A 25,144-nucleotide genomic window follows, 5' to 3' on the forward strand; every position below is an offset into this window, starting at 1 on the left:
CTGTTAGTTCGTAATGAATTAACTGTTGTTCACTCTTCAAGACTTTTATTTTTTAAGCCCGTAGGCTTTACGATAAAGTCCTGTGAGTGCCCACACAGATTGTCTGATTAATTGTTAAAGAGCGTTGCCACATCTACCGTAAGGATGCGTTTCCCATCGTAGGGAAAAACGTGATGATCGGCAACACCACCCTTGGCGATGATGTCAGCATCTGGCCATTGGTCACGATCCGTGGCGACGTGCATGAAATCCATATCGGCGCGCGCACTAATATCCAAGATGGCAGCGTATTACACGTTACCCACCGTTCAGCGAACAACCCACAGGGCAATCCGTTGATCATTGGCGAAGAGGTCACGGTCGGCCATAAAGCCATGTTACACGGCTGCACCATCGGCAATCGCGTATTGGTCGGCATGGGCTCAATCTTGCTTGACGGGGGTTGTGGTAGAAGATGATGTGATGATTGGTGCGGGAAGCCTGGTGCCGCCCGGTAAGCGTTTACAGAGTGGTTATCTTTATCTCGGCAGTCCAGTGAAGCAAATCCGTCCACTGACATCAGAAGAGATAGAGGGTTTACGCTACTCCGCCAATAACTACGCCACCTGGAAAAACGACTATCTGGCTCAGGACAACGAGTAATAGCCGAAACTGTCATCCTGTTCATTGAGCACCAGATCCTCGAAAAGATCTTCGATATCCCATCGGTGCTCTCTGAACAGCGCCAACCAGGTATCCGCATCTGATCCTCCGAAGCGTACCTGGATCTGTGCGGCACTGATGCGGCATTCACGCTGAAAACCGCCGATCAGCACAGGGAAGTAGATCATACTATCTTCTTCATTCCACGCTTCGCGATCGGGAAACTGAATAGCCTGATTCATGCGTTTAGCGCTTTCTTCATCTGTTCAATCACCGGGGTGGTATCCGGCATCACCCCATGCCAGAGGAAAAACGCGTGCGCGGCCTGATTGATCAGCATACCGAAACCATCCGCCAACTGTGATGCCCCTTGCTGCTGACACCAAAGCAAAAACGGCGTCAGGCTGGCCTGATAGAACATGCCATAACAGCGGGTAGAAGCCGTAATCAACGAAACGGGCAGCTCGGGAATATCCCCGGCAATCCCTGATGAGGTGGCGTTGATGATCAGATCGAATTTTTCGCCTTCAAGCCCATCCAGCGGCAAAGCATCAATGGGCCCCACGGGTTGAAACAGCGTCGCTAACGCTTCTGCCTTGGCAAATGTTCGATTGGTCACCACCAGCGAGCATACATGGCTGAGTAACGGCTGAATAACACCACGACTGGCCCCACCCGCACCAATCAACAGCACCCGATCCTGAGGAGTAATCAACGCAAGACGCTGCAAATCACTCAGCAGGCCAATACCGTCAGTGTTATCTCCCAACAAGCGGCCGTCCTCGAGCCGCTTCACGGTATTAACCGCCCCCGCGAGCGAGGCGCGTTCACTTAGCTCATCGACCTCCTGATAGGCGCGCTCCTTGAACGGCATCGTGATATTCGCCCCCATGGCACCGGCCTGAAAAAAATCGCGGAGCGTTTGTTCAAAGGTGTCCAGCGGTGCCAACAGGCGTTCATACGTCAAGGGTATCCCGGTTTGCTCAGAAAACAGCGCATGGATCTGTGGCGATTTGCTGTGCGCAATAGGATGACCAAAAACCGCGAATGACGTTACTTCAGACACCGTTATCTCCACTTTTTTAATCTTAACCTTGTCTTATCAGGCTGCCCGTCAAGACATCCCGAATTTCAGACGGATTCTGCCGCCCGGATGTTTCTCCGAGCAGAACAGGAAAGGCCGCACCAAACTGCGCCAGAACGTCTTGTGCCGTACGGCACGGCGGCAGCCCTGTCAGATTGGCGCTGGTTGAAACGATTGGCTTGCCGAACCCCAGACAAAGTTCACGCACTAAAGGATGCGCGCTGACACGCACCGCCAGCGACGAAAACTGCCCGGTCAACCAGCGTGGCGTGCTCGGTTTGGCGGGCATCACCCATGTCACCGGCCCAGGCCAAGAGGCAAACATCACCGCCTTTTGCTCAGCGTTAAGCTGGCTGTCATCAATATAGGGGATGAGCTGTTGGTAATCGGCAGCGATCAGGATCAGCCCCTTTTCGACGGGCCGTTGTTTCAAGGCCAGCAGTCGCATCACTGCGGTTTCACTGTCAGGATCGCACCCTAGGCCAAAAACCGCTTCAGTGGGATAGGCGATGACGTTCTGCTTTGTCAGTTCCTGAATGACAGAAACCAGTTGTTCATCGACTACGTTACTCATTGGTATCAACTTCTGCCGTTACAGGCTTTCCACATGCTTTACTGGCGCAAAAACGTTTGATGCCCTGCGCCGTTTTCTTTTCGATCAATAGCGGGTAGTGGCAGGTTGGACACTCCCCGCCACCGGTTTATGGTTGAGTGCAAACTGGCACTCTGGGTAACGCTCACAGGCGTGGAACACTTTGCCAAAGCGCGATTTACGTTGCAGTAATTTGCCTTTTCCACATTGGGGGCAGGTTAATGCGGTTTCATCTGGACGATCGATGACTTCAGTGTGGTCACACTCCGGGTAGTTGCTACAGCCGATAAACATGCCATAGCTCCCCTGCCGCAACACCAACGTTCCCTGACAGTGCGGACAGAGTTGCCCCGACAGTTCTTTCACAACATGACCATCCGCATTCGCTTTTAGCGGACGAACGAATTCGCACTCCGGATAGCGTGAGCAGCCCAGAAAGGGGCCACGGCGGCTGGAGCGAATGACCAGCGGTGCGCCACACTCAGGGCAGCACTCAGCCTTTTTATCCGCCGTGAGAACAGGCGTTACCATTGTGCGTTCTGGCTTATCGGTTTAATGCAAATACTCCTCATCTGCTTCGAACAGCAGATCTTCCATTTGCTGGTAGGCGTTTTCACATCCGGGCAGATTAAACAACACCATGAGGATCACCCATTTAAGATCGTCCAGATCGAACGATAGCGTATCCAACGCCATCACGCGATCAATCACCATCTCGCGCGTTTCAAGATTCAACACGTTGATTTGCTCAAGGAACAACAAAAAGCCCCGGCACTCAGTGTCGAAGCGCTGCTCCTCTTCCCGCGTATAAATGCGCAGTGCATGGGGATCGCTCGCCAAGGCAAAAGGCACTTCTTTGCCTTCTTGCAAATCCGCCAGACGCTCGAGCCAGTTCAACGCGCTGTAGATATCAGCACGATCGAACCCCGCCCGCGTGAGGTCATCAGTTAACGCATCCTGATCAACGCGTAGTTCCGTTTCATTGTGGATGTAAGTTTCAAACAAGTACATGAGTACGTCGAACATGGCCAGCCCTCCTCAATCGGACATAGCCGCCGGGTACTGCTTCTATCCATCCTGCTAACTCCAGATCCAGCAACTTACCTACTACCTCTGGCACAGGTTGGCCCGCACGTTCAGCGACAACATCAACAGGTGTAGCCTCATCTCCTTTACGTTAGCCAACACGTCGGCAAATGGCAATTCCACTTCGACGTCCTGAGCAGAAATAGTTTCATTTTCACCAAGAGGTAACCAGGTAGGCCCCTTGCTGGATCAGCCAATGGGTACCTTGTGTCATCAGATTTTCCAAGGCGCCTGGCAATGCAAAAAGATCGCGATTTTGCTCCAGCGCATAGCGCGCCGTGACCAAAGAGCCGCTACGCAAGGAAGCTTCTACAATCAATATGCCGAGACTTAGCCCGCTGATAATCCGATTGCGGCGTGGGAAGTTCATTGCCCTTGGTGCCTCGTTCAGCGGAAACTCCGAGACAAGTGCGCCCCCTTGTTCCACCAGTCGATCAGCTAGCGCACGATGGCGACGGGGGATACATCTGCTGTAATCCATTGCCCAGCACCGCCACGCTTTTTCCTCCTGCATCCAACGCCGCCTGATGCGCCACGCCGTCTACGCCCAACGCTAAACCACTAGTAATGATAAAACCGTTCAGCGCCAATTCCTGCGCAAAATAGCTCCCCCACTGCGCGCCATAGGCAGAATGGTGACGGCTGCCAACAATAGCGAATTGGGGAAAAGAGAGTACCTGCGGGTCGCCACGTACAAACAACACGCCAGGCGGAGAAGGGATATTTTGCAGTAGCGGGGGGGGGGGGTAACGCAAATCCGAATAGGTCAGAAGATGGTGGGTCGGTTCTTCCAGCCAGCGTAACGTTCTTTCAAACGCTCTCTCATCCACGTTAAGAAATTGTGCGACTTGCTCTTCAGACAGCGCCAGCGCAGATAACGCCTCAGCCTTAATCTCTGCCAACGGGCGCAACTGCTTAACGACTTGCACCATTTTCGCCGTGTTGAGGCGTCGCACATTCATTAACCGCAGCCACAGCTCTACATCCTGCATGCGTTCATCCTTGTCCCGTTGCGCTTTACAGGGCAAATGCTGTCAATCAGAACCGGAAATGTCTAGAATAGATCCGGATACTCCTTCATCAACCGGATAAAGATCGAAATCATATATGTCAGTTTTGCAGGTATTACATTTTCCAGACGAGCGGCTTCGCACTATCGCGAAACCTGTCGCAGAGGTGAATGCTGAAATTCAGCGCATCGTCGATGACATGTTCGACACCATGTACGAAGAAGAAGGCATCGGCCTTGCTGCGACTCAGGTGGACGTGCATCAGCGCATTATCGTGATCGACGTTTCCGAAGAACGCGATCAGCGTTTAGTGTTGATCAATCCTGAACTGCTGGAAAAAGAAGGCGATACCGGTATTGAAGAGGGTTGTCTGTCCATTCCTGAAACCCGCGCACTGGTGCCGCGCGCTGAACGCGTGAAGGTCAAAGCACTGGACCGTGAAGGTAACCCCTTCGAGCTGGAAGCCGATGGCCTGTTGGCGATCTGTATCCAACACGAAATGGACCATCTGGTTGGCAAGCTGTTTATTGATTATCTCTCACCGTTAAAACACCAGAGAATTCGTCAAAAGCTGGAAAAACTGGCCCGACTGAACAGTCGCCCATAGCACTCGCTCACTATTTCAGGAAAAACCGTGTCCGCATCCTCCTTACGCATTATTTTCGCCGGCGTCCCTGACTTCGCAGCGCGTCACCTCGACGCGCTGCTCGCTTCACCGCATCAGGTGGTTGGCGTGTTTACCCAACCCGATCGCCCGGCAGGCCGGGGCAAGAAGCTAACACCAAGCCCGGTCAAAGTGTTGGCCGAACAGCACGGTGTCCCGGTGTTGCAGCCCAAATCGCTGCGCCCGGCAGAAAACCAGCAGTTGGTCGCTGATTTACAGGCGGATATCATGGTGGTGGTGGCCTATGGCTTGATCCTGCCGCAAGCCGTGCTGGACATGCCACGTTTAGGCTGCATTAACGTGCACGGCTCACTGCTGCCGCGCTGGCGCGGTGCAGCACCGATACAGCATTCGCTGTGGGCCGGAGATACCGAAATCGGTGTTACCATCATGCAAATGGACGCGGGGTTGGATACCGGTGCCATGCTGCATAAGCTGTCATGCCCGATAACGCAGCAAGACACCAGCGCCTCACTGTACGATCGTCTGGCAGAACTGGGTCCGCAAGGCTTGCTGACGACACTGACATCACTGGCGCAAGGAACGGCTATCGCTGAAAAGCAAGATGACAGTTTGGCGACCTACGCTGAAAAACTGAGCAAGGAAGAGGCTAAACTTGACTGGTCACTCAGTGCAGTGCAATTGGAGCGCTGCATTCGTGCGTTCAATCCCTGGCCTGTCAGCTATATCACCATTGACGAACAGCCAGTGAAAGTGTGGAAAGCCAGCGTTTTGGACGTTACCCACAGCACACAACCCGGCACTATCATCAGTGCAGATAAGCAGGGTATTCAGGTTGCCACATCTCAGGGCATACTGAACCTGCTGCAACTGCAACCCGCAGGCAAAAAACCGATGTCGGTGCAGGATCTACTCAATTCGCGTCGCGAATGGTTCACTCCAGGCAACGTGCTGGCATAATACACTCACCGAATAAAAGGCTGCGTGCCTGCTGTCAGGGCAGGCACGTTACCGTTTCAGAAAATCACTATCCATGAAAACAACATACAATCTGCGCGCCATCGCCGCGAACGTTATCGGCCAGGTGCTCGATAAAGGCCAGTCGCTAAGTTCACTACTGCCACAGTATCAGCGTGATATCTCAGAAAAGGATCGTGCCTTGTTGCAGGAGCTGTGCTTCGGCGTGTTGCGCGTGCTGCCGCAGTTAGAGTGGATAATTCAGCAGTTGATGGCAAAAACGCTGACCGGGAAGCAGCGCACGCTGCACTACCTGATCATGGTGGGCATCTATCAACTCGCTCACACGCGCATCCCGGCCCATGCCGCGCTCTCTGAAACGGTTAACGGTGCTATCACGTTAAAACGCCCCCAGCTTAAGGGGTTGATTAACGGCGTATTGCGTCAGTTCCAACGCCAGCAGGTTGAGCTGGATGAGCGCGCCGCTAACCATGCGTCTCGCTTTGCTCACCCCGAATGGCTGTTGTCGCGCCTCAAAAAAGCCTATCCCCAGCAGTGGCAGCAGATTGTTGAAGCCAATAACCAGCGTACCCCCATGTGGCTGCGCGTCAACCGTTTGCACCACACACGGGAACGCTATTTAACGCTGCTGACTGAAGCCGGTATTGCAGCACAGCCGCATCCTGAACAGCAAGAGGCCATTATGCTCAGCGAGCCTGGTGCCGTGAGCTTGCTGCCCGGCTTCGCACAAGGGTGGGTAACGGTGCAGGACGTTTCCGCGCAAGGTTGCGTGCGCTGGTTAGCGCCGCAGGACAATGAGCACATCCTCGATCTGTGCGCCGCTCCGGGCGGAAAAACCACCCATATTCTGGAAGCGGCCCCTCACGCCAAGGTGCTGGCGGTGGATGTTGATCCACAGCGGCTCGCCCGCGTTAAAGAGAATCTGCAACGCCTCGGTTTGCACGCCGATGTAAGACAAGGTGACGGGCGTGAACCCGCGGCCTGGTGCGGTGAACAGCGGTTTGATCGTATCCTGCTGGATGCTCCTTGCTCTGCCACCGGCGTGATTCGCCGTCATCCCGATATCAAATGGTTGCGACGCGACAACGACATCGCGGAATTGGCACTGTTGCAGCAGGAGATTCTGGAGGCCATCTGGCCACGGCTGAAAGCAGGCGGTACATTGGTTTATGCCACATGTTCGGTCTTGCCGGAAGAGAATCAGCAGCAAATGCGAGCGTTCCTGACGCGCCATGCAGATGCCCAACTGCTGGAAACGGGCGATGCGCAACATCCTGGCCTGCAAAAGTTACCTGCGGCAGACGATGGCGATGGATTCTTTTATGCTAAGTTGGTTAAAAGCATTGGCTGATAGCAACGGCAACGGGCACAGATTATGAAAATCATTATTCTTGGTGCAGGTCAGGTAGGCGGTACATTAGCGGAAACGCTCTCCGGCGAAAATAACGATATTACCGTCGTTGATACTGACACTGCACGACTCCGGCAGTTGCAGGATAAATTCGATTTGCGCGTTGTGGCGGGTTACGCCTCCCATCCGCGCGTATTGCGAGAAGCCGGAGCAGAAGATGCTGACATGCTGGTTGCCGTCACCAACTCAGATGAAACCAATATGGTGGCCTGCCAGGTCGCCTACTCTCTGTTTAACACCCCAAACCGTATTGCGCGTATCCGCTCCGCAGAATACGTGCGTGCCGGTGAGCAACTGTTTCAGGCCGAAGCGGTGCCTATCGATCATTTGATCTCGCCGGAACAGTTGGTCATCGACAATATCTACAAGTTGATCGAGTATCCCGGTGCGCTACAGGTGGTGAACTTCGCCGAGGGGAAAGTCAGCATCGCCTCAGTAAACGCTTACTACGGCGGCCCGCTGATCGGTAATGCACTCTCCGCACTGCGCGAACATATGCCGCACATCGAAACTCGCGTAGCCGCTATCTTTCGCCATGACAGACCGATCCGTCCGCAGGGTTCAACCATTATCGAAGCAGGCGATGAAGTATTCTGCGTGGCCGCCTCCCAACACATTCGTGCAGTGATGAGCGAACTCCAGCGGCTGGAAAAACCCTACAAGCGCATCATGATTGTCGGCGGCGGTAACGTAGGTGCGGGTCTGGCGCATAAGCTGGAAAAAGACTATAGCGTCAAACTGATCGAAAAGAATGAAGAACGTGCGATCGCACTGGCTGAACTGCTGCAAGACACTATTGTGTTTCACGGTGATGCCTCCGATCAGGAACTGCTGGCACAAGAGCATGTCGAACAAATCGATGTGTTTATTGCCATTACCAACGACGATGAAGCGAACATCATGTCCGCCATGCTGGCCAAACGCATGGGGGCGAAAAAAGCCATGGTGTTGATTCAGCGACGCGCCTACGTCGATTTGGTTCAGGGCAGCGTTATCGATGTGGCCATTTCGCCACAGCAAGCGACGATTTCCGCACTGCTCGGTCATGTGCGTAAAGCGGATATTGTCAGCGTTTCGTCATTACGACGCGGCGTGGCGGAAGCGATTGAGGCCATCGCCCACGGCGATGAAGGCACGTCGAAAGTTGTTGGGCGCATGATCGAAGATATTAAACTGCCGCCGGGCACCTTGATTGGCGCGATTGTACGCGGTGATGATGTCATTATCGCTAACGACAACATGAAGATAGAGCAAGGGGATCATGTGATCATGTTCTTGACGGACAAAAAGTTTGTGCCTGAAGTGGAGCGACTGTTCCAACCCAGTCCGTTTTTCCTGTAATAACGCTGAGCGTTGCCGTCACAGGCGGCGCTTTCTTTCCCTGCTCACTGATTATCACCGCTGGCAATTGTTTAACTCTTTGTTAAAATTTAGATGTTCATTTTATCAAGGAGTTGGATCATGAGTATGCTAAAAGAGTTTCGCGAATTCGCGATGCGCAGCAACGTGGTAGATTTGGCAGTGGGTGTCATCATCGGCGCAGCATTTGGCAAGATCGTCTCCTCGCTCGTTGCTGATATCATTATCCTCCGCTGGGGTTACTGCTGGGCGGCATTGATTTCAAACATTTCGAACTGGTGCTACGTGACGCACAAGGTGATATATCCCTGCCGTGGTGCTGCGCTACGGTCTTTTCCTGCAAAATATTTTTGATTTTGTCATCGTCGCATTCGCGATTTTTATGGCAATCAAGGTCATGAATAACCTGCGCCGTAAAAGAAGAAAAAAGCGCCAGCCCCCGCAAAACCGAGCGCCGAAGCCGCATTGTTAACAGAAATCCGCGATTTACTGAAAGATCAGCAGCCGAAACCGTAGTCGCGCTCAGCAAAATCGAGCGCTGCCATAATGCGAGAGGCCAGTGGTAAAGCATCTTCGAATGATTTACCACTGACCTCCCGGTTTTGGCCTTTGCCCTGTTTGCCTTTGCGACAGTAGCTACCTTTGCCTTTCTTGTTCTTCTCAATGCGTTGTCGGAACAAGGGGTCATGCAGCAATGCTTCCAGCGCATTGTCTTGGATCTTGCCTTTCTTGTGTTGGTAAGTGCTCATCACATCTCTCTTGGTTTCTCTGTTAATCCAATTCACAGCCACACGCCAGCAATTGCCTCGTTGGCCTATTTTTCAGGCGATATTCTTTCACCAGAAAACGTACTGCGCAAGCGATCGGCATAATCGCCATGTAAAAAATCGGTACTTAGCCCCTTCTGTTGTAGGTTGAGTTCCAGCATACGTAATCGGCGACGCAGGGTTTCATGTTTCTTCCGACTCGGGAAGCGTATTGGCTAACAGATCGCGTAGCGTCAGCGCATCTTTACGCAGTGCCAATTCTGGCGGCAGATAGCCGGCATTCTTCAATAGGCAGTATCCCGTACACAATTCTTCGGGCACAGCGCTATCATCATCGAGTTGCAGCGGTTTTCCCGCACCGGGTAGATTATCAAACTCACCGGCCTGCTGCGCCGTCTGGATATGACGTTCGCACATTACATCATTCCCCCTTAAAAGCGTCCTTCGGCCAGCGATACTCGTTGGCATTTGCCAACGCTGCTATTTGCCAAACAATAGACGTAAAAAAACCGGGTTACCCCGGTTTTTTTATACCACAGCTGATGATTACTCAGCAGCGGCGGTTTCTTCTGCTTGTGCAACTGAACGATCAACCAGCTCGATGTAAGCCATCGGCGCGTTGTCGCCTGCACGGAAGCCACACTTCAGAATGCGAGTGTAACCACCGGCACGGCTCGCGAAACGCGGGCCCAGTTCATTAAACAGTTTTGCCACGATCTCGTTATCACGAGTACGGGCGAATGCCAGACGACGATTAGCAACGCTGTCGGTCTTGGCAAGAGTAATCAGCGGTTCAACAACACGGCGCAGCTCTTTTGCTTTTGGCAGGGTCGTCTTGATGATCTCATGACGAACCAAAGAACCAGCCATGTTACGGAACATAGCCTGACGATGGCTGCTGTTACGGTTCAGTTGACGACCACTCTTACGATGGCGCATGACCTTATCCTTCTCAGTAAAACCTTAACCTGTGACCGGGTTATTCATCAGCAATGCTTGCCGGCGGCCAGTTTTCCAGACGCATGCCCAGAGACAGACCACGTGAGGCGAGCACATCTTTAATCTCGGTAAGAGATTTTTTACCCAGGTTAGGCGTTTTCAGCAATTCAACCTCGGTACGCTGTACCAGATCACCGATGTAGTGGATAGCTTCTGCCTTGAGGCAGTTAGCAGAGCGGACAGTCAATTCCAGATCGTCAACAGGGCGCAGCAGGATCGGATCGAATTCTGGTTTCTCTTCTTTCACTTCAGGCTGACGTACATCACGCAAGTCAACAAAAGCTTCCAGTTGTTCAGCCAGAATGGTTGCCGCACGGCGGATCGCCTCTTCAGGATCGATCGTGCCATTGGTTTCTATTTCGATGACCAGCTTGTCCAGGTCGGTACGTTGTTCAACACGAGCTGCTTCAACATTGTAGGCAATACGCTCTACCGGACTGTAGCAAGCATCGACCAACAAACGGCCAATCGGGCGCTCATCTTCTTCCGTATGAATACGGGCAGAAGCCGGCACATAACCACGACCACGTTGAACTTTGATACGCATGCTGATAGCTGCGTTTTCATCGGTCAGATGGCAGATCACGTGCTGCGGCTTGACGATTTCGACATCACCATCATGGGTGATGTCTGCTGCAGTCACAGGGCCAATGCCAGATTTATTCAGGGAAAGGATAACTTCATCTTTACCTTGAACTTTCACCGCCAGCCCTTTCAGGTTGAGCAGGATTTCCAGGATATCTTCCTGTACGCCTTCTTTGGTGCTGTACTCGTGCAGTACACCATCAATCTCAACCTCGGTCACCGCGCAACCTGGCATGGATGAAAGCAGAATACGGCGCAGTGCGTTGCCAAGCGTATGGCCGAAACCACGCTCTAACGGCCCAAGGGTCACCTTGGCGTGCGTCGAACTTACTTGCTCGATATCGACCAGACGCGGTTTTAGAAACTCTGTCACAGAACCCTGCATTGTGTCCTCTCTTTGGTACTAAGCTTTACTTGGAGTAAAGCTCGACGATCAGGTGTTCATTAATGTCCACAGACAGATCGGTACGTTCAGGAATACGTTTGAACACACCTTCCATCTTGGCAGCATCAACTTCCAGCCAAGTCGGCTTTTCACGCTGTTCAGCTAGCTCCAATGCTGCTTTCACGCGAGATTGCTTTTTCGCTTTCTCACGGATGCTGACGACATCATTCGGTGATACCTGATAAGAAGCGATGTTGACAACGCGACCGTTTACCATAACAGCTTTGTGGCTTACCAGCTGACGTGCTTCCGCACGAGTGGCGCCGAAGCCCATACGATAAACCACGTTATCCAGACGCCCTTCCAGCAGTTGCAGCAGGTTTGCACCTGTGTTGCCTTTCAGACGAGCCGCTTCTTTATAGTAGTTACGGAATTGACGTTCCAGAACACCGTAGATACGGCGAACTTTTTGTTTCTCACGCAACTGCGCGCCATAATCAGACAGACGCGGTTTACGCGCACCGTGCTGACCAGGGCCTTGTTCAATCTTACACTTGGAATCGATCGCGCGAACACCGGACTTCAGGAACAGGTCGGTGCCTTCACGACGGCTTAGCTTGAGCTTAGGACCCAAATATCTAGCCATTTTCTTTCTCCAACTATCCTAAAAGCGGCGTTACACGCGACGCTTTTTCGGCGGACGACAACCGTTATGGGGGATCGGAGTCACATCAGTAATATTAGTGATGCGGAAACCAGCCGCGTTCAGAGCGCGGATAGTAGACTCACGGCCCGGACCAGGTCCTTTAACCATAACTTCCAGGTTCTTGATACCGTATTCTTTCACGGCTTCTGCGCAACGTTCAGCGGCTACCTGAGCAGCGAACGGCGTAGATTTACGAGAACCACGGAAACCGGAACCACCGGCTGTTGCCCAACCCAGCGCGTTACCCTGGCGATCGGTAATGGTCACGATGGTGTTGTTAAAAGAAGCATGGATATGAGCCACACCGTCAGAAACTTGTTTTCTTACACGCTTACGTGCACGAATAGGTGCTTTTGCCATTATTCAATCACCCCGATTATTTCTTGATCGGTTTGCGCGAACCCTTACGGGTACGGGCGTTGGTCTTAGTACGCTGACCGCGCACTGGCAGACCACGACGATGACGCAAACCGCGATAGCAACCAAGGTCCATCAGACGCTTGATGCTCATGCTGATTTCACGGCGCAGATCACCTTCGACGACGAATTTGGCAACTTCTTCACGCAGCGTGTCGATTTGCTCTTCAGACAGCTCACTGATCTTAACATCTTCAGCGATACCCGCCACAGCGCAGATGGCTTTGGAACGGGTCTTGCCGACGCCATAGATCGAAGTTAATGCGATCACGGCATGTTTTTGATCAGGAATGTTAATGCCTGCTATACGGGCCACTATGCACTCCTATGATTTAATAAGTGCGCTCCATGCTAAAAAGCCCGTTTTCAGGATACTCAAATGGAAACGCACAGACATACAAAATATTGGCTGGCTAATCTAGCCAGCTCAATCCAACTTTGCAAGAAAAATATGCGAGATAATCAGCCTTGACGCTGTTTATGTTTCGGTTCGGCGCTGCAAATCACACGAACGATACCGTTACGCTTAACGATTTTGCAGTTACGACATAATTTCTTGACGGAAGCACGAACTTTCATTTTTACTCTCCGTAACTTCTCAAGCAATCCGATTAGCGGTTATAGCCTTTCAGATTTGCTTTCTTCAATGCAGACTCATACTGACTCGACATCATCAGAGTTTGAACTTGAGCCATAAAGTCCATGATGACCACGACGACGATCAACAGGGATGTACCCCCAAAGTAGAAGGGGACCTTCATCGCATCACGCATGAACTCCGGGATCAGGCAGATAAAGGTAATGTACATTGCGCCGACCAGAGTCAGGCGGGTCATCACCTTATCGATGTATTTCGCCGTTTGCTCTCCCGGACGAATTCCTGGCACGAATGCACCGGACTTCTTCAGGTTATCTGCTGTTTCACGCGGGTTGAACACCAACGCCGTGTAGAAGAAACAGAAGAAGATGATTGCAGTCGCATAGAGTAGCACATAAAGCGGTTGTCCGGGCTGCAAATACATCGAAATAGTTGTCAGCCAGTTCCAACCGGTACCGCCCCCAAACCACGATGCAATCGTCGCAGGGAACAGGATGATGCTGGAGGCGAAGATTGCCGGGATAACCCCAGCCATGTTCACTTTCAGCGGTAAGTGCGTACTCTGTGCTGCATAAACCCGGCGACCCTGTTGACGTTTGGCATAGTTAACGACGATACGACGCTGACCACGCTCAATGAAAACAACGAAGAAGGTTACTGCAAACACTAAAACTGCAACCAACAGCAGCACGAGGAAGTGCAGGTTGCCTTGCCGAGCTTGCTCGATAGTGTGGGCAATTGCCGGCGGTAAGCCTGCAACGATACCCGCAAAGATCAAGATTGAGATACCGTTACCGATACCGCGCTCAGTAATCTGTTCGCCCAGCCACATCAGGAACATTGTCCCGGTAACCAGACTTACAACAGCCGTGAAGTAAAATGCAAAGCCTGGATTAATCACCAGGCCCTGCATTCCTGGCATATTCGGTAAACCGGTAGCAATACCGATAGACTGGAATATGGCCAGTACCAACGTACCGTAACGGGTGTACTGGCTAATCTTGCGACGGCCAGCCTCCCCTTCTTTCTTGATTTCCGCCAACGCTGGATGAACCACCGTCAACAGTTGGATAATAATAGAGGCCGAAATGTACGGCATAATACCCAGCGCAAAGATAGAAGCACGGCTGAGAGCACCACCAGAGAACATGTTGAACATTTCAATGATGGTGCCACGCTGTTGTTCGAGCAATTTGGCAAGCACAGTGGCATCAATACCAGGGATCGGAATAAAAGAGCCGATACGGAAGACGATAAGCGCGCCGATTACAAACAGCAGTCTGCGTTTCAGCTCGCCAACGCCACCCTTAGCACTTTGAAAATCTAATCCTGGTTGCTTAGCCATCTGCTACTTATTCCTCAATTTTACCGCCAGCAGCTTCGATAGCAGCACGCGCGCCTTTCGTCACACGCAGACCACGAATCGTTACCGGACGAGAAACCTCACCAGACAGGATCACTTTCGCGAACTCGATCTGAACGCCAATAACGTTAGCAGCCTTCAGCGTGTTCAGGTCAACGACGTCGCCATCTACGCGAGCCAGATCGGACAGACGGATTTCCGCAGTGATCATCGCTTTGCGAGAGGTAAAGCCGAATTTCGGCAGACGACGATACAACGGCATTTGACCACCTTCGAACCCACGACGTACGCCACCGCCAGAACGAGACTTCTGACCTTTGTGACCACGACCGCCGGTTTTACCGAGGCCAGAACCGATACCACGACCTAAACGCTTCGGCGCGTGCTTCGCGCCTTCGGCCAGAGACAGAGTATTCAAACGCATCTGTTACTCCTCCACTTTAACCATGTAGTAAACCGCGTTGACCATACCGCGTACAGCAGGCGTATCTTCACGCTCAACGGTATGACCAATACGACGCAGACCCAGGCCAAGCAGTGTCGCTTTATGTTTCGGCAGACGACCGATTGCACTACGGGTTTGAGTAATTTTAATAGCCTTTGCCATGGTCAATTATCCCTGAATGTCGTCAACGGATTTACCACGCTTGGCAGCAACCATTTCCGGGGACTTCATGTTGGCCAGACCGTCGATAGTTGCACGAACCACGTTGATCGGGTTGGTGGAACCATAGGCTTTAGCCAATACGTTGTGAACCCCAGCAACTTCCAGAACGGCGCGCATTGCACCACCGGCGATGATACCGGTACCTTCGGAAGCCGGCTGCATGAATACGCGAGACCCAGTGTGCGCACCTTTAACCGGGTGCTGCAGGGTGCCGCCATTCAGCGCGACATTCAACATGTTGCGACGGGCTTTTTCCATCGCTTTCTGGATTGCAGCTGGAACTTCACGCGCTTTCCCGTAACCAAAACCAACTCGACCGTTGCCATCACCCACTACAGTCAGTGCGGTGAAGCTGAAAATACGGCCACCTTTAACGGTTTTAGATACGCGATTTACCGCGATCAGCTTTTCCTGCAGTTCGCCAGCTTGTTTTTCGATGTGTGCCATCTTACACCTCTACCTTAGAACTGAAGGCCAGCTTCACGAGCAGCATCTGCCAGTGCCTGGACGCGACCATGATATTGGAACCCGGAACGGTCAAAGGACACATCTTTAATGCCTTTTTCCAATGCGCGCTCTGCAACTGCTTTACCAACAGCAGCAGCGGCATCTTTGTTGCCGGTGTACTTCAGTTGTTCTGCGATAGCTTTTTCTACAGTAGAAGCGGCTACCAGGATTTCAGAACCGTTCGGTGCGATAACCTGCGCATAAATATGGCGAGGGGTACGATGTACCACCAGGCGAGTCGCTCCCAATTCCTGGAGTTTGCGACGTGCGCGGGTTGCACGACGGATACGAGCTGATTTCTTATCCATAGTGTTACCTTACTTCTTCTTAGCCTCTTTGATACGCACGACTTCGTCGGCGTAACGGACACCCTTGCCTTTGTAAGGCTCAGGACGACGGTAAGCGCGCAGATCAGCTGCAACCTGACCGATAACCTGCTTATCAGCACCTTTCAGTACGATTTCAGTTTGAGTCGGGCATTCAGCTGTAATACCGGCCGACAGCGCGTGGTCAATCGGGTGAGAGAACCCAAGAGACAAGTTCACGACATTGCCTTTAACTGCAGCACGGTAACCTACGCCAACCAGTTGAAGCTTCTTGGTGAAGCCTTCGGTAACACCGATAACTACTGAGTTCAGCAGTGCACGCGCGGTGCCTGCTTGTGCCCAACCGTCAGCAAAGCCTTCGCGCGGAGCGAAAGTCAGAGCATTGTCAGCCACGGTAACTACAACAGCATCGTTGATGGTACGAGTCAGCTCGCCGTTTTTACCCTTGATCGAAATAACCTGACCGTTGAGTTTTACCTCTACGCCGGCAGGAATGACGACGGGTGCTTTTGCAACACGAGACATTCTTTCCTCCGATTAAGCTACGTAGCAGATAATCTCGCCACCAAGACCAGCCTGGCGCGCTGCACGATCAGTCATGACACCTTTAGAGGTAGAAACAACCACGATACCTAAACCCGCCATAACTTTCGGCAGCTCATCTTTTTTCTTATAGATGCGCAGACTTGGGCGGCTTACACGCTGGATGCTCTCTACCACTGCCTTGCCCTGGAAGTATTTCAGAGAAATTTCCAGTTCAGGCTTGGTATCGCCTTCGATTTTGTAATCTTGAATATAACCTTCTTCCTTAAGCACTTTGGCAATTGCCACTTTCAGCTTGGAGGAAGGCATGGTGATCGCAACTTTGTTCGCGGCCTGACCGTTGCGTATACGGGTCAGCATGTCCGCGATCGGATCTTGCATGCTCATCTGTCTTTACTCCCGTGATTCAATTGGTGACAATTACCAGCTAGCCTTTTTCAGACCCGGAATTTCACCGCGCATGGCGGCTTCACGGACCTTGATACGGCTCAACCCGAACTTCCGCAGGAAAGCGTGCGGACGACCTGTCTGGCGGCAGCGGTTACGCTGACGGGACGGGCTGGAATCACGCGGCAGAGTCTGAAGCTTGAGAACAGCATCCCAACGATCTTCGTCGGATGAGTTCACACTTGAGATGATAGCTTTCAATTCAGCGCGTTTAGCGAAGAATTTATCGGCCAATTTCACGCGTTTGACTTCGCGTGCTTTCATGGATTGCTTAGCCATTAGTAACCCTACCTTACTTGCGGAACGGGAAGTTAAAGGCGGCCAGCAGCGCGCGGCCTTCATCATCGGATTTCGCAGTGGTGGTAATGGTAATGTCCAAACCACGAACGCGATCGACTTTGTCATAGTCGATTTCCGGGAAGATGATCTGCTCACGCACGCCCATGCTGTAGTTGCCACGGCCATCGAAGGACTTGGCAGACAGACCGCGGAAGTCACGAATACGCGGTACAACAATGGAAATCAGGCGCTCAAGGAACTCCCACATGCGTTCGCCACGCAGAGTTACTTTACAGCCGATCGGATAGCCCTGGCGGATTTTGAAGCCTGCAACAGATTTGCGTGCTTTGGTGATCAACGGCTTTTGACCGGAGATAGCTGCCAGATCGGCTGCGGCGTTATCCAGCAGCTTCTTGTCAGCGATCGCTTCACCAACACCCATATTCAGGGTGATCTTCTCGACCCGAGGGACTTGCATGACAGAATTGTAGCTAAACTGAGTCATCAGTTTGCTAACCACTTCGTCTTTGTAGTAATCATGCAGTTTCGCCATCGTACTACTCCAAATTACTTGATAGTTTCGCTAGTAGATTTAAAGAAACGGACTTTTTTGCCGTCTTCAAATCTAAAGCCTACACGGTCAGCTTTACCAGTTGCCGCATTGAACAGTGCAACGTTGGAAAGCTGGATTGCAGCTTCTTTTTCAACGATGCCACCCGGTTGGTTCAGGGCCGGAACCGGCTTCTGATGTTTCTTAACCAGGTTGATACCTTCAACAACGATTTTGCTGGAAGACAGAACATTCTTAACTTTACCGCGCTTACCTTTATCTTTGCCGGTCAGCACGATAACCTCGTCATCACGACGGATTTTCGCTGCCATGGTTCGCTCCTTAGAGTACTTCTGGTGCCAGAGAGATAATTTTCATGAACTTTTCAGAACGCAGTTCACGAGTTACCGGCCCAAAAATACGCGTACCGATAGGCTGCTCGTTGTTATTGTTCAGAATAACGCATGCATTGCCATCGAAGCGAATGACAGAACCGTCCGGGCGACGAACACCCTTCTTGGTACGCACCACAACCGCCTTCAGAACATCGCCTTTCTTCACCTTACCGCGAGGAATTGCTTCCTTGATGGTAATTTTGATGATATCGCCGACGCCTGCGTAGCGACGGTGCGAGCCACCAAGAACCTTGATACACATTACGCGACGTGCACCGGAGTTATCGGCGACGCTCAGCATAGTCTGTTCTTGGATCATTTTAGTGCTCCACTAATGTCAACTACTACTTTTCAAACCCTTACGGGTCATTATTACCCCAGAATCGAGGGCGCAATATTATAACACTGCTTTTCGACCAAGGGTAGAAAAAATAAACGGCCCTTTGCAGAGCCGTTTATCGTTTTCAAGAAGAGCAATACTGTATTACAGAATCGCTTTCTCTACAACGCGAACCAACGTCCAAGACTTAGTTTTGGACAGCGGACGGCATTCGCGGATTTCAACCACGTCACCAATACCGCATTCGTTGTTCTCATCATGTACGTGCAGTTTGGTCGTACGCTTGATGAATTTCCCATACAGCGGGTGTTTCACAAAACGTTCGATTGCAACAACCATGGATTTCTCCATTTTATCGCTCACAACACGACCTTGCAGAGTACGGATATTATCGCTCATTACGCACCCGCCTTCTGAGTCAGTAAAGTCTTAACACGTGCAATATTGCGACGCACTTGTTTTACCAGGTGAGTCTGTTGCAACTGACCACTGGCCGCTTGCATACGCAAGTTAAATTGCTCGCGCAGCAGTTCGAGCAGCTCGGTGTTCAGCTCTTCAACGCTCTTTTCACGTAGCTCATTTGCTTTCATTACATCACCGTCTTAGTTACAAAGGTGGTTTTGATCGGCAGTTTCGCTGCTGCCAGTTGGAATGCCTCACGGGCTAACTCTTCCGACACACCGTCCATTTCGTACAGGACTTTACCTGGCTGAATCAAGGCAACCCAATATTCCACGTTACCTTTACCTTTACCCATACGTACTTCAAGCGGTTTTTCGGTGATTGGTTTGTCCGGGAATACACGGATCCAAATCTTACCTTGACGCTTAACAGCACGGGTCATGGCACGACGTGCAGCTTCGATTTGGCGAGCGGTCAGGCGACCACGACCAACAGCTTTCAGACCGAAAGTACCGAAGCTGACATCCGTACCGGCAGCCAGACCGCGGTTACGGCCTTTGTGCATCTTACGGAATTTTGTACGCTTTGGTTGTAACATCAGCGACTCTCCTTACTTGCGGCCTTTACGCTGCTGCTTTTTAGGTTGAGCAGCCGGTTTTTCCGGTTGTTCAACGGCAGCCATACCACCCAGAATCTCACCTTTGAAGATCCACACTTTAACACCGATCACACCGTAAGTGGTGTGTGCTTCGGACGTGTTGTAGTCGATATCCGCACGCAGCGTGTGCAACGGAACGCGACCTTCGCGGTACCATTCGGTACGTGCGATTTCAGCACCGCCCAGACGGCCGCTGACTTCAACTTTAATGCCCTTGGCACCCAGACGCATGGCGTTCTGAACGGCACGCTTCATCGCACGGCGGAACATCACACGACGCTCCAGCTGAGAAGTGATGCTGTCAGCAACCAGTTTCGCGTCCAGTTCCGGCTTGCGAACTTCTGCGATGTTGATCTGTGCAGGTACGCCAGCGATATCCGCTACGACTTTGCGCAGTTTTTCAACATCTTCACCTTTTTTACCGATAACGATGCCCGGACGAGCAGTGTGAATGGTCACACGGATGCTCTTGGCCGGACGTTCGATCACGATACGAGAGACGGAGGCTTTCTCCAGTTCTTTCGTCAGGTATTTACGAACTTTAAAATCGCTGTCCAGGTTGTCAGCGAATTCTTTGGTATTCGCGTACCAGGTAGAGTTCCAAGGTTTGACAATACCCAGGCGAATACCATTAGGATGTACTTTCTGACCCATTGCTAGTCTCCAGGAGTCTCAGCGATCGGACACAACCACAGTAATGTGGCTGGTACGCTTCAGGATGCGATCCGCACGACCTTTAGCACGCGGCATAATGCGCTTCATGCTCGGGCCTTCGTCTACGAAGATTTTCGCAACTTTCAGATCATCAATGTCAGCGCTATCATTGTGCTCTGCGTTGGCAATGGCAGACTCCAGTACCTTTTTGACCAGACCAGCAGCTTTCTTTTTGGTGTAGGTCAGAATTTCCAGAGCTTGCGACACTTTCTTACCGCGAACCAGGTCAGCCACCAGGCGAACCTTTTGAGCAGAAGAACGAGCATGAAGATGTTTAGCTAAAGTTTCCATCTCTTCCTCCTACCTTATTTCTTCTTGGCTTTTTTATCAGCCGCGTGGCCGCGATAAGTACGAGTCGGCGCGAATTCACCCAATTTGTGACCGACCATTTCATCGGAAACAAATACCGGAACGTGCTGACGACCATTATGGACAGCGATGGTCAAACCGATCATGTTTGGAAAGATCGTTGAACGACGGGACCAAGTGCGCAGAGGCTTCTTGTCACCGCTTTCCACCGCTTTCTCTACCTTCTTCAGCAAGTGCAGGTCAATAAAAGGACCTTTCTTGAGAGAACGTGGCATGGTTTATCCTCTAATATTATTTAGTACGGCAACGTACGATGAATTTATCAGTACGCTTGTTGCTGCGGGTCTTCTTACCTTTGGTCTGGATGCCCCACGGCGTTACCGGGTGCTTACCAAAGTTACGACCTTCGCCACCACCGTGCGGGTGGTCGACTGGGTTCATTGCCGTACCGCGAACGGTAGGACGAACACCACGCCAGCGTGCAGCACCAGCTTTACCCAGAACGCGCAGCATATGCTCAGCGTTACCTACTTCGCCCAGCGTAGCGCGGCAGTCGGATTCGACTTTACGCATTTCGCCAGAACGCAGACGCAGGGTCACGTACGCGCCGTCACGTGCAACGATCTGCACGTAAGCACCAGCAGAACGCGCCAGCTGACCGCCTTTACCCGGTTTCATTTCCACGTTGTGAACGGTGGAACCAACCGGAATATTGCGCATCGGCAACGTGTTGCCAGCTTTGATAGCAGCATCAACGCCAGACTGGATCTGATCACCGGCTTTCAGGCCTTTCGGCGCCAGGATGTAACGGCGTTCGCCGTCTTTGTACAGAACCAGAGCGATGTTGGCGGAACGGTTCGGATCATATTCCAAACGTTCTACAACAGCAGGGATACTATCTTTGTTGCGTTTGAAGTCAACAATACGGTATTGCTGTTTGTGGCCACCACCGATATGACGGGTAGTGATGCGGCCATTATTGTTACGGCCACCGGATTTGCTGTTTTTTTCCAGCAACGGGGCATAAGGTTTGCCCTTGTGCAGCTCAGGGTTAACCACTTTAACAACGTGGCGACGACCCGGAGATGTCGGTTTACATTTAACAATTGCCATTGTTCTTTACTCCTCCGACTTACTCTGCGCCGCCGATGAAGTCCAGATTCTGGCCTTCTTTCAGGGTGACGTAAGCTTTTTTCCAGTCGCTACGACGACCGATACGCTGTCCATGACGTTTCACTTTCCCTTTAACAACCAGGGTGCGAACTTCATTGACTTCGACTTCAAACAGTTTCTGCACAGCAGCTTTGATTTCTGCTTTGGTTGCGTCTTTGGCAACTTTGAGCACGATGGTGTTGTTCTTTTCCATCGCAGTAGACGCTTTTTCAGAAACGTGCGGTGCAGTCAGCACCTTCAGCAGACGTTCTTCACGGATCATGCCAGCATCTCCTCAACTTGCTTAACAGCATCAGCAGTCATTACGACTTTGTCGAAGGCGATCAGGCTAACCGGATCGATGCCAGCTACATCACGAACGTCAACCTTGTACAGGTTGCGCGCAGCCAGGAACAGATTTTCATCCAGTTCACCGGTGATGATCAGCACTTCATCCAACGCCAGGTCTTTCAGTTTTTGTGTCAGCAGCTTGGTTTTCGGTGCTTCAACAGAGAACTTCTCGACGACGATTAGACGATCCTGACGTACCAGTTCGGACAGAATGCTTTTCAGCGCGCCGCGGTACATCTTTTTGTTTACTTTTTGACTGTGGTCCTGAGGCTTGGCAGCAAAGGTCACGCCACCGGAACGCCAGATCGGGCTCTTGATAGAACCTGAACGCGCACGGCCAGTACCTTTCTGACGCCACGGTTTTTTACCGGAACCAGTTACTTCAGCACGGGTCTTCTGAGCACGAGTCCCTTGACGGGCACCAGCTGCATAAGCAACAACAACCTGGTGTACCAGCGCTTCGTTGAAATCACGACCGAAGGTAGTTTCGGAAACAGTCAGCGCGCTTTGCGCGTCTTTCAATACTAATTCCATTGCTATCCCCTTACGCCTTCACAGCCGGTTTAACGATCAGGTCGCTACCGGTTGCACCCGGGACAGCACCTTTCACCAGCAGCAGGTTGCGCTCAGCGTCAACACGTACTACGTCCAGGCTCTGAACGGTTACACGCTCGTTGCCCAGCTGACCAGCCATTTTCTTGCCTTTGAACACTTTGCCCGGAGTCTGGTTCTGACCGATAGAACCCGGAACGCGGTGAGACAAGGAGTTACCGTGGGTAGCATCCTGAGTACGGAAGTTCCAGCGTTTAACAGTGCCCGCGAAACCTTTACCTTTGGAAGTACCAGTAACGTCAACTTTTTTCACGTCAGCGAAAATTTCAACGCTGATGCTTTGGCCTACAGTGAACTCTTCGCCTTCAGACAGACGGAATTCGCGCAGGACGCGGCCAGCTCCAACACCCGCTTTAGCAAAATGACCTGCTTCCGGCTTGGTAACACGGTTTGCTTTTTTAGCACCGGTAGTTACCTGTACAGCCTGGTAGCCGTCATTAGCCAGGTCTTTAACCTGAGTAACGCGGTTTGCTTCAATTTCGATAACGGTTACAGGGATAGAAACGCCGTCTTCAGTGAAGATGCGAGTCATGCCCACTTTTTTACCGACTAAACCAATCATTGTATCAACCTCTCAATCGCTTGATGACCTGATTAACCCAGGCTGATCTGCACGTCTACACCGGCAGCCAGGTCCAGACGCATCAGAGCATCAACGGTTTTCTCGGTTGGCTCAACGATGTCAACCAGACGCTTGTGAGTGCGAATCTCGTACTGATCGCGCGCGTCTTTGTTGACGTGCGGGGAGATCAGAACGGTAAAGCGCTCTTTGCGGGTCGGCAGCGGGATCGGACCACGTACTTGCGCACCAGCGCGCTTGGCAGTCTCAACGATTTCCGCGGTTGCTTGATCGATCAGGCGATGATCAAACGCTTTCAGGCGGATACGGATTCTTTGGTTCTGCATGAGACCAGAGCTCCAATTATTTATAAACGTAAAAATTACTCCTCACACCCATTTCGATTGATGGGAGAGTGTAACCGTTAGTACATAATCCCCATATCGGGAGTATTGTTGACCCATGCATATCGCGTGGCGTCACTGCCGCTTATCACACACCACATAACGTGGTGGTTTACGACAACAGGCCCGACTTAATTCATACGGGCCTGCATATTATACGCAAATCTGTTCAGGAAGCAACCACCTATTACAGTATCACGCCTCTTCTAGCTGCGCTTGCAGGTAATTGGGCAGTCCGAGGCGAACAATCAGGTCGAGTTCCGTCTCAATCCAGTCGATGTGCCCCTCTTGTCATCGGCCAGGATTTCAATCAACAGATCGCGGCTGACATAATCGCGAACCGAATCCATATAAGCAATGCCCTCACGCAAATCCTTGGCGCCATCCAACTCCAGCTTCAGGTCGGAACGCAGTATCTCCTCGACATCCTCGCCAATATTGAGCTTGCCGAGATCTTGCAGGTTAGGTACCCCCTCAAGAAACAGGATACGCTCGATATAGCGATAGGCATGTTTCATTTCATCGATGGATTCATGGTATTCATGCTGGTCAAGACGGGTCAGTCCCCAGCTTTTGAACATACGGGCATGCAAAAAATACTGATTAATCGCAACCAGCCCATTACCCAGTAATTTATTAAGGTGTGCTATGACTTTTTTATCGCCTTTCATGACATTGTTCCTCCGCTCCAGGTCTTAAAAGTGTAGAACTGGGGGGGGAGAGTCAACGAAATCGCCTACATTTTGTGCGGTTTCAATTTAAGGTGGCCGATTAAGCGACGTCAGAGATTTGTGGTAACAGCGCCTGTTCTTCTTCCATAATCAGGCGAGCCTGGCGAATACACTTGCCGCAATCACTGCCGATAGGCATTAATTGACGCAGTTGATTAAGCGACTGGGGCTGATGCTGGCGAACGACGTGCCGGATAACTTTATCGGAAATGGCATTATACATATATACAGAATAACTCATTCTCTCAATCACGGAACTGCATCCCCTTTTGTTGCTACCGTCCGCATGGCAGTCGCAAAAGTGACTATTAAATAGTCAATGAGAGTGTAAATAAGAATGGTTTCTATTTCAATTACAGTTTTGTCAACGCCCATAAAAAAAGGACACCGCAGTGTCCTTTTTTCTTACGCTATCGTTTTTATAACGCTAGTGTAACTAACGTATCAGCAATTAAGCGATAACTTTGGCAACAACGCCCGCGCCAACGGTACGACCGCCTTCACGGATTGCGAAACGCAGACCGTCGTCCATCGCGATCGGAGCGATCAGATTTACGACCATCTTGATGTTGTCGCCAGGCATTACCATTT

General features: G+C 51.6%; 38 protein-coding genes and 7 pseudogenes. 6 read left to right on the forward strand and 39 right to left on the reverse strand.

From position 1 onward, the window contains the following. The first annotated feature begins 173 nt into the window (after nt 1-173). A pseudogene (locus ACMZI0_RS20080) lies at nt 174-642 on the forward strand (gamma carbonic anhydrase family protein). On the opposite strand, the gene ACMZI0_RS20085 reads toward ACMZI0_RS20080, so the two are convergent. The 6 genes and pseudogenes from ACMZI0_RS20085 to dprA form a co-directional block, all read right to left on the reverse strand. Next, a complete protein-coding gene (locus ACMZI0_RS20085) occupies nt 627-884 on the reverse strand; it encodes a DUF1488 domain-containing protein (protein ID WP_415674277.1) in 258 nt (85 codons plus the stop codon). The pseudogene ACMZI0_RS20080 and the gene ACMZI0_RS20085 overlap by 16 nt on opposite strands. Then, nucleotides 881-1,708 carry a shikimate dehydrogenase gene (gene aroE / locus ACMZI0_RS20090; protein ID WP_415674278.1) on the reverse strand — a complete coding sequence of 276 codons (828 nt, stop codon included), beginning with the start codon at nt 1,706-1,708 and terminating at the stop codon, nt 881-883. Before aroE ends, ACMZI0_RS20085 begins: the two co-directional genes overlap by 4 nt. 22 nt (nt 1,709-1,730) lie before the next feature. Beyond that, nucleotides 1,731-2,300 carry an L-threonylcarbamoyladenylate synthase type 1 TsaC gene (gene tsaC, locus ACMZI0_RS20095; RefSeq protein WP_415674279.1) on the reverse strand — a complete coding sequence of 190 codons (570 nt, stop codon included), beginning with the start codon at nt 2,298-2,300 and terminating at the stop codon, nt 1,731-1,733. Continuing rightward, nucleotides 2,293-2,849, reverse strand: a pseudogene (locus tag ACMZI0_RS20100) (topoisomerase DNA-binding C4 zinc finger domain-containing protein). The gene tsaC and the pseudogene ACMZI0_RS20100 overlap by 8 nt, the downstream one beginning before the upstream one ends. A gap of 21 nt (nt 2,850-2,870) precedes the next feature. Then, nucleotides 2,871-3,344, reverse strand: a complete 474-nt coding sequence (locus ACMZI0_RS20105; RefSeq protein ID WP_415674280.1) for a DUF494 family protein — start codon at nt 3,342-3,344, stop codon at nt 2,871-2,873. Further along, nucleotides 3,316-4,396: pseudogene (gene dprA / locus ACMZI0_RS20110) on the reverse strand (DNA-protecting protein DprA). Before dprA ends, ACMZI0_RS20105 begins: the two are co-directional and overlap by 29 nt. Before the next feature lie 115 nt (nt 4,397-4,511). Between dprA and def the strand changes: the two are divergent. The 5 genes and pseudogenes from def (at nt 4,512) to mscL (ending at nt 9,303) form a co-directional block, all read left to right on the forward strand. Further along, nucleotides 4,512-5,021: a peptide deformylase gene (gene def / locus ACMZI0_RS20115; RefSeq protein ID WP_415674281.1), complete on the forward strand. Its 510-nt coding sequence runs from the start codon at nt 4,512-4,514 to the stop codon at nt 5,019-5,021. 27 nt (nt 5,022-5,048) lie between these two features. Then, nucleotides 5,049-5,999 carry a methionyl-tRNA formyltransferase gene (fmt, locus tag ACMZI0_RS20120; protein WP_415674282.1) on the forward strand — a complete coding sequence of 317 codons (951 nt, stop codon included), beginning with the start codon at nt 5,049-5,051 and terminating at the stop codon, nt 5,997-5,999. A 73-nt stretch (nt 6,000-6,072) separates the two neighbouring features. Then, the gene (rsmB, locus tag ACMZI0_RS20125; protein ID WP_415674283.1) at nt 6,073-7,368 is read left to right on the forward strand and encodes a 16S rRNA (cytosine(967)-C(5))-methyltransferase RsmB; all 1,296 of its coding nucleotides are present in this window, start codon (nt 6,073-6,075) and stop codon (nt 7,366-7,368) included. Between the two features lie 24 nt (nt 7,369-7,392). Beyond that, nucleotides 7,393-8,769, forward strand: a complete 1,377-nt coding sequence (trkA, locus tag ACMZI0_RS20130; protein WP_415674284.1) for a Trk system potassium transporter TrkA — start codon at nt 7,393-7,395, stop codon at nt 8,767-8,769. A gap of 120 nt (nt 8,770-8,889) precedes the next feature. Further along, a pseudogene (mscL, locus tag ACMZI0_RS20135) lies at nt 8,890-9,303 on the forward strand (large-conductance mechanosensitive channel protein MscL). Here the strand turns inward: mscL and ACMZI0_RS20140 are convergent. The 33 genes and pseudogenes from ACMZI0_RS20140 to tuf form a co-directional block, all read right to left on the reverse strand. Further along, nucleotides 9,285-9,536 carry an alternative ribosome-rescue factor A gene (locus tag ACMZI0_RS20140; protein ID WP_415674285.1) on the reverse strand — a complete coding sequence of 84 codons (252 nt, stop codon included), beginning with the start codon at nt 9,534-9,536 and terminating at the stop codon, nt 9,285-9,287. The pseudogene mscL and the gene ACMZI0_RS20140 overlap by 19 nt on opposite strands. Nucleotides 9,537-9,601: 65 nt before the next feature. Next, nucleotides 9,602-10,022 (reverse strand): annotated as a pseudogene (locus ACMZI0_RS20145) (DnaJ family domain-containing protein). Between the two features lie 78 nt (nt 10,023-10,100). Then, entirely contained in the window at nt 10,101-10,493 is a 393-nt protein-coding gene (gene rplQ / locus ACMZI0_RS20150; protein ID WP_195316372.1) for a 50S ribosomal protein L17, read from the reverse strand. 40 nt (nt 10,494-10,533) lie between these two features. After that, the gene (locus tag ACMZI0_RS20155; protein ID WP_415674286.1) at nt 10,534-11,523 is read right to left on the reverse strand and encodes a DNA-directed RNA polymerase subunit alpha; all 990 of its coding nucleotides are present in this window, start codon (nt 11,521-11,523) and stop codon (nt 10,534-10,536) included. 25 nt (nt 11,524-11,548) lie between these two features. After that, the gene (gene rpsD, locus ACMZI0_RS20160) at nt 11,549-12,169 is read right to left on the reverse strand and encodes a 30S ribosomal protein S4 (RefSeq protein WP_415674287.1); all 621 of its coding nucleotides are present in this window, start codon (nt 12,167-12,169) and stop codon (nt 11,549-11,551) included. Between the two features lie 30 nt (nt 12,170-12,199). Beyond that, a complete protein-coding gene (rpsK, locus tag ACMZI0_RS20165; protein WP_002919257.1) occupies nt 12,200-12,589 on the reverse strand; it encodes a 30S ribosomal protein S11 in 390 nt (129 codons plus the stop codon). A 16-nt stretch (nt 12,590-12,605) separates the two neighbouring features. After that, complete coding sequence (gene rpsM / locus ACMZI0_RS20170) at nt 12,606-12,962, reverse strand: 30S ribosomal protein S13 (protein ID WP_415674288.1); 357 nt, start codon at nt 12,960-12,962, stop codon at nt 12,606-12,608. Nucleotides 12,963-13,108: 146 nt separating this feature from the next. Then, nucleotides 13,109-13,225 (reverse strand): 50S ribosomal protein L36, encoded by a 117-nt coding sequence (gene rpmJ, locus ACMZI0_RS20175; RefSeq protein WP_012768118.1) that lies wholly within the window; start codon nt 13,223-13,225, stop codon nt 13,109-13,111. Nucleotides 13,226-13,257: 32 nt separating this feature from the next. Next, nucleotides 13,258-14,589, reverse strand: coding sequence for a preprotein translocase subunit SecY (gene secY, locus ACMZI0_RS20180; RefSeq protein ID WP_415674289.1), 1,332 nt, complete (start codon nt 14,587-14,589; stop codon nt 13,258-13,260). Between the two features lie 7 nt (nt 14,590-14,596). After that, the gene (gene rplO, locus ACMZI0_RS20185) at nt 14,597-15,031 is read right to left on the reverse strand and encodes a 50S ribosomal protein L15 (protein ID WP_415674290.1); all 435 of its coding nucleotides are present in this window, start codon (nt 15,029-15,031) and stop codon (nt 14,597-14,599) included. Nucleotides 15,032-15,034: 3 nt separating this feature from the next. Continuing rightward, nucleotides 15,035-15,214: a 50S ribosomal protein L30 gene (rpmD, locus tag ACMZI0_RS20190; RefSeq protein ID WP_415674291.1), complete on the reverse strand. Its 180-nt coding sequence runs from the start codon at nt 15,212-15,214 to the stop codon at nt 15,035-15,037. Between the two features lie 6 nt (nt 15,215-15,220). Further along, complete coding sequence (rpsE, locus tag ACMZI0_RS20195) at nt 15,221-15,721, reverse strand: 30S ribosomal protein S5 (protein WP_195316367.1); 501 nt, start codon at nt 15,719-15,721, stop codon at nt 15,221-15,223. A gap of 14 nt (nt 15,722-15,735) precedes the next feature. Beyond that, the gene (gene rplR / locus ACMZI0_RS20200; protein ID WP_080884204.1) at nt 15,736-16,089 is read right to left on the reverse strand and encodes a 50S ribosomal protein L18; all 354 of its coding nucleotides are present in this window, start codon (nt 16,087-16,089) and stop codon (nt 15,736-15,738) included. Nucleotides 16,090-16,098: 9 nt separating this feature from the next. Further along, complete coding sequence (gene rplF / locus ACMZI0_RS20205) at nt 16,099-16,632, reverse strand: 50S ribosomal protein L6 (RefSeq protein WP_415674292.1); 534 nt, start codon at nt 16,630-16,632, stop codon at nt 16,099-16,101. Between the two features lie 12 nt (nt 16,633-16,644). Beyond that, nucleotides 16,645-17,037, reverse strand: a complete 393-nt coding sequence (rpsH, locus tag ACMZI0_RS20210; protein WP_415674293.1) for a 30S ribosomal protein S8 — start codon at nt 17,035-17,037, stop codon at nt 16,645-16,647. Between the two features lie 33 nt (nt 17,038-17,070). Next, nucleotides 17,071-17,376 (reverse strand): 30S ribosomal protein S14, encoded by a 306-nt coding sequence (gene rpsN / locus ACMZI0_RS20215; protein ID WP_195316364.1) that lies wholly within the window; start codon nt 17,374-17,376, stop codon nt 17,071-17,073. Nucleotides 17,377-17,389: 13 nt separating this feature from the next. Beyond that, a complete protein-coding gene (gene rplE, locus ACMZI0_RS20220) occupies nt 17,390-17,929 on the reverse strand; it encodes a 50S ribosomal protein L5 (RefSeq protein ID WP_415674294.1) in 540 nt (179 codons plus the stop codon). A 14-nt stretch (nt 17,930-17,943) separates the two neighbouring features. Further along, on the reverse strand, nt 17,944-18,258 hold the full coding sequence (rplX, locus tag ACMZI0_RS20225) for a 50S ribosomal protein L24 (RefSeq protein ID WP_222158733.1): 315 nt from the start codon (nt 18,256-18,258) through the stop codon (nt 17,944-17,946). Nucleotides 18,259-18,268: 10 nt separating this feature from the next. Next, entirely contained in the window at nt 18,269-18,640 is a 372-nt protein-coding gene (rplN, locus tag ACMZI0_RS20230) for a 50S ribosomal protein L14 (protein ID WP_415674295.1), read from the reverse strand. A gap of 165 nt (nt 18,641-18,805) precedes the next feature. Beyond that, nucleotides 18,806-19,060, reverse strand: coding sequence for a 30S ribosomal protein S17 (gene rpsQ, locus ACMZI0_RS20235; protein ID WP_195316360.1), 255 nt, complete (start codon nt 19,058-19,060; stop codon nt 18,806-18,808). Further along, nucleotides 19,060-19,251, reverse strand: a complete 192-nt coding sequence (gene rpmC, locus ACMZI0_RS20240) for a 50S ribosomal protein L29 (protein ID WP_024107517.1) — start codon at nt 19,249-19,251, stop codon at nt 19,060-19,062. Before rpmC ends, rpsQ begins: the two co-directional genes overlap by 1 nt. Next, complete coding sequence (gene rplP, locus ACMZI0_RS20245) at nt 19,251-19,661, reverse strand: 50S ribosomal protein L16 (protein ID WP_415674296.1); 411 nt, start codon at nt 19,659-19,661, stop codon at nt 19,251-19,253. The genes rpmC and rplP overlap by 1 nt, the downstream gene beginning before the upstream one ends. Nucleotides 19,662-19,673: 12 nt before the next feature. Beyond that, nucleotides 19,674-20,375 carry a 30S ribosomal protein S3 gene (rpsC, locus tag ACMZI0_RS20250; protein WP_005970274.1) on the reverse strand — a complete coding sequence of 234 codons (702 nt, stop codon included), beginning with the start codon at nt 20,373-20,375 and terminating at the stop codon, nt 19,674-19,676. Between the two features lie 18 nt (nt 20,376-20,393). Next, nucleotides 20,394-20,726, reverse strand: a complete 333-nt coding sequence (gene rplV / locus ACMZI0_RS20255) for a 50S ribosomal protein L22 (protein ID WP_415674297.1) — start codon at nt 20,724-20,726, stop codon at nt 20,394-20,396. A gap of 14 nt (nt 20,727-20,740) precedes the next feature. Further along, nucleotides 20,741-21,019, reverse strand: coding sequence for a 30S ribosomal protein S19 (gene rpsS, locus ACMZI0_RS20260; RefSeq protein ID WP_001138115.1), 279 nt, complete (start codon nt 21,017-21,019; stop codon nt 20,741-20,743). A gap of 16 nt (nt 21,020-21,035) precedes the next feature. After that, on the reverse strand, nt 21,036-21,857 hold the full coding sequence (gene rplB / locus ACMZI0_RS20265) for a 50S ribosomal protein L2 (RefSeq protein WP_415674298.1): 822 nt from the start codon (nt 21,855-21,857) through the stop codon (nt 21,036-21,038). Between the two features lie 19 nt (nt 21,858-21,876). Continuing rightward, entirely contained in the window at nt 21,877-22,179 is a 303-nt protein-coding gene (gene rplW / locus ACMZI0_RS20270) for a 50S ribosomal protein L23 (RefSeq protein ID WP_415674299.1), read from the reverse strand. Then, entirely contained in the window at nt 22,176-22,781 is a 606-nt protein-coding gene (gene rplD, locus ACMZI0_RS20275) for a 50S ribosomal protein L4 (RefSeq protein ID WP_415674300.1), read from the reverse strand. Before rplD ends, rplW begins: the two co-directional genes overlap by 4 nt. A gap of 10 nt (nt 22,782-22,791) precedes the next feature. Further along, nucleotides 22,792-23,421 (reverse strand): 50S ribosomal protein L3, encoded by a 630-nt coding sequence (gene rplC / locus ACMZI0_RS20280; RefSeq protein WP_415674301.1) that lies wholly within the window; start codon nt 23,419-23,421, stop codon nt 22,792-22,794. 32 nt (nt 23,422-23,453) lie between these two features. Further along, nucleotides 23,454-23,765 carry a 30S ribosomal protein S10 gene (gene rpsJ, locus ACMZI0_RS20285; protein WP_415674302.1) on the reverse strand — a complete coding sequence of 104 codons (312 nt, stop codon included), beginning with the start codon at nt 23,763-23,765 and terminating at the stop codon, nt 23,454-23,456. Nucleotides 23,766-24,017: 252 nt separating this feature from the next. Further along, nucleotides 24,018-24,493: pseudogene (gene bfr, locus ACMZI0_RS20290) on the reverse strand (bacterioferritin). Between the two features lie 100 nt (nt 24,494-24,593). After that, on the reverse strand, nt 24,594-24,794 hold the full coding sequence (bfd, locus tag ACMZI0_RS20295) for a bacterioferritin-associated ferredoxin (protein ID WP_415674303.1): 201 nt from the start codon (nt 24,792-24,794) through the stop codon (nt 24,594-24,596). Between the two features lie 210 nt (nt 24,795-25,004). Continuing rightward, nucleotides 25,005-25,144, reverse strand: a pseudogene (tuf, locus tag ACMZI0_RS20300) (elongation factor Tu); the annotation flags it as partial.

Origin of the sequence: Symbiopectobacterium sp., assembly GCF_047692315.1 — a bacterium.
Taxonomy (GTDB): domain Bacteria; phylum Pseudomonadota; class Gammaproteobacteria; order Enterobacterales; family Enterobacteriaceae; genus Symbiopectobacterium.

Bases quoted from the DNA above. Each gene is read 5' to 3' on its own strand.
- ACMZI0_RS20085 (WP_415674277.1), bottom strand. From the start codon at position 884: ATGAATCAGGCTATTCAGTTTCCCGATCGCGAAGCGTGGAATGAAGAA.
- tsaC (WP_415674279.1), bottom strand. From the start codon at position 2,300: ATGAGTAACGTAGTCGATGAACAACTGGTTTCTGTCATTCAGGAACTG.
- ACMZI0_RS20105 (WP_415674280.1), bottom strand. From the start codon at position 3,344: ATGTTCGACGTACTCATGTACTTGTTTGAAACTTACATCCACAATGAA.
- def (WP_415674281.1), top strand. From the start codon at position 4,512: ATGTCAGTTTTGCAGGTATTACATTTTCCAGACGAGCGGCTTCGCACT.
- rsmB (WP_415674283.1), top strand. From the start codon at position 6,073: ATGAAAACAACATACAATCTGCGCGCCATCGCCGCGAACGTTATCGGC.
- trkA (WP_415674284.1), top strand. From the start codon at position 7,393: ATGAAAATCATTATTCTTGGTGCAGGTCAGGTAGGCGGTACATTAGCG.
- ACMZI0_RS20140 (WP_415674285.1), bottom strand. From the start codon at position 9,536: ATGAGCACTTACCAACACAAGAAAGGCAAGATCCAAGACAATGCGCTG.
- rplQ (WP_195316372.1), bottom strand. From the start codon at position 10,493: ATGCGCCATCGTAAGAGTGGTCGTCAACTGAACCGTAACAGCAGCCAT.
- ACMZI0_RS20155 (WP_415674286.1), bottom strand. From the start codon at position 11,523: ATGCAGGGTTCTGTGACAGAGTTTCTAAAACCGCGTCTGGTCGATATC.
- rpsD (WP_415674287.1), bottom strand. From the start codon at position 12,169: ATGGCTAGATATTTGGGTCCTAAGCTCAAGCTAAGCCGTCGTGAAGGC.
- rpsK (WP_002919257.1), bottom strand. From the start codon at position 12,589: ATGGCAAAAGCACCTATTCGTGCACGTAAGCGTGTAAGAAAACAAGTT.
- rpmJ (WP_012768118.1), bottom strand. From the start codon at position 13,225: ATGAAAGTTCGTGCTTCCGTCAAGAAATTATGTCGTAACTGCAAAATC.
- secY (WP_415674289.1), bottom strand. From the start codon at position 14,589: ATGGCTAAGCAACCAGGATTAGATTTTCAAAGTGCTAAGGGTGGCGTT.
- rplO (WP_415674290.1), bottom strand. From the start codon at position 15,031: ATGCGTTTGAATACTCTGTCTCTGGCCGAAGGCGCGAAGCACGCGCCG.
- rpmD (WP_415674291.1), bottom strand. From the start codon at position 15,214: ATGGCAAAGGCTATTAAAATTACTCAAACCCGTAGTGCAATCGGTCGT.
- rpsE (WP_195316367.1), bottom strand. From the start codon at position 15,721: ATGGCACACATCGAAAAACAAGCTGGCGAACTGCAGGAAAAGCTGATC.
- rplR (WP_080884204.1), bottom strand. From the start codon at position 16,089: ATGGATAAGAAATCAGCTCGTATCCGTCGTGCAACCCGCGCACGTCGC.
- rplF (WP_415674292.1), bottom strand. From the start codon at position 16,632: ATGTCTCGTGTTGCAAAAGCACCCGTCGTCATTCCTGCCGGCGTAGAG.
- rpsH (WP_415674293.1), bottom strand. From the start codon at position 17,037: ATGAGCATGCAAGATCCGATCGCGGACATGCTGACCCGTATACGCAAC.
- rpsN (WP_195316364.1), bottom strand. From the start codon at position 17,376: ATGGCTAAGCAATCCATGAAAGCACGCGAAGTCAAACGCGTGAAATTG.
- rplE (WP_415674294.1), bottom strand. From the start codon at position 17,929: ATGGCGAAACTGCATGATTACTACAAAGACGAAGTGGTTAGCAAACTG.
- rplX (WP_222158733.1), bottom strand. From the start codon at position 18,258: ATGGCAGCGAAAATCCGTCGTGATGACGAGGTTATCGTGCTGACCGGC.
- rplN (WP_415674295.1), bottom strand. From the start codon at position 18,640: ATGATCCAAGAACAGACTATGCTGAGCGTCGCCGATAACTCCGGTGCA.
- rpsQ (WP_195316360.1), bottom strand. From the start codon at position 19,060: ATGAGCGATAATATCCGTACTCTGCAAGGTCGTGTTGTGAGCGATAAA.
- rpmC (WP_024107517.1), bottom strand. From the start codon at position 19,251: ATGAAAGCAAATGAGCTACGTGAAAAGAGCGTTGAAGAGCTGAACACC.
- rplP (WP_415674296.1), bottom strand. From the start codon at position 19,661: ATGTTACAACCAAAGCGTACAAAATTCCGTAAGATGCACAAAGGCCGT.
- rpsC (WP_005970274.1), bottom strand. From the start codon at position 20,375: ATGGGTCAGAAAGTACATCCTAATGGTATTCGCCTGGGTATTGTCAAA.
- rplV (WP_415674297.1), bottom strand. From the start codon at position 20,726: ATGGAAACTTTAGCTAAACATCTTCATGCTCGTTCTTCTGCTCAAAAG.
- rpsS (WP_001138115.1), bottom strand. From the start codon at position 21,019: ATGCCACGTTCTCTCAAGAAAGGTCCTTTTATTGACCTGCACTTGCTG.
- rplB (WP_415674298.1), bottom strand. From the start codon at position 21,857: ATGGCAATTGTTAAATGTAAACCGACATCTCCGGGTCGTCGCCACGTT.
- rplW (WP_415674299.1), bottom strand. From the start codon at position 22,179: ATGATCCGTGAAGAACGTCTGCTGAAGGTGCTGACTGCACCGCACGTT.
- rplD (WP_415674300.1), bottom strand. From the start codon at position 22,781: ATGGAATTAGTATTGAAAGACGCGCAAAGCGCGCTGACTGTTTCCGAA.
- rplC (WP_415674301.1), bottom strand. From the start codon at position 23,421: ATGATTGGTTTAGTCGGTAAAAAAGTGGGCATGACTCGCATCTTCACT.
- rpsJ (WP_415674302.1), bottom strand. From the start codon at position 23,765: ATGCAGAACCAAAGAATCCGTATCCGCCTGAAAGCGTTTGATCATCGC.
- bfd (WP_415674303.1), bottom strand. From the start codon at position 24,794: ATGAGTTATTCTGTATATATGTATAATGCCATTTCCGATAAAGTTATC.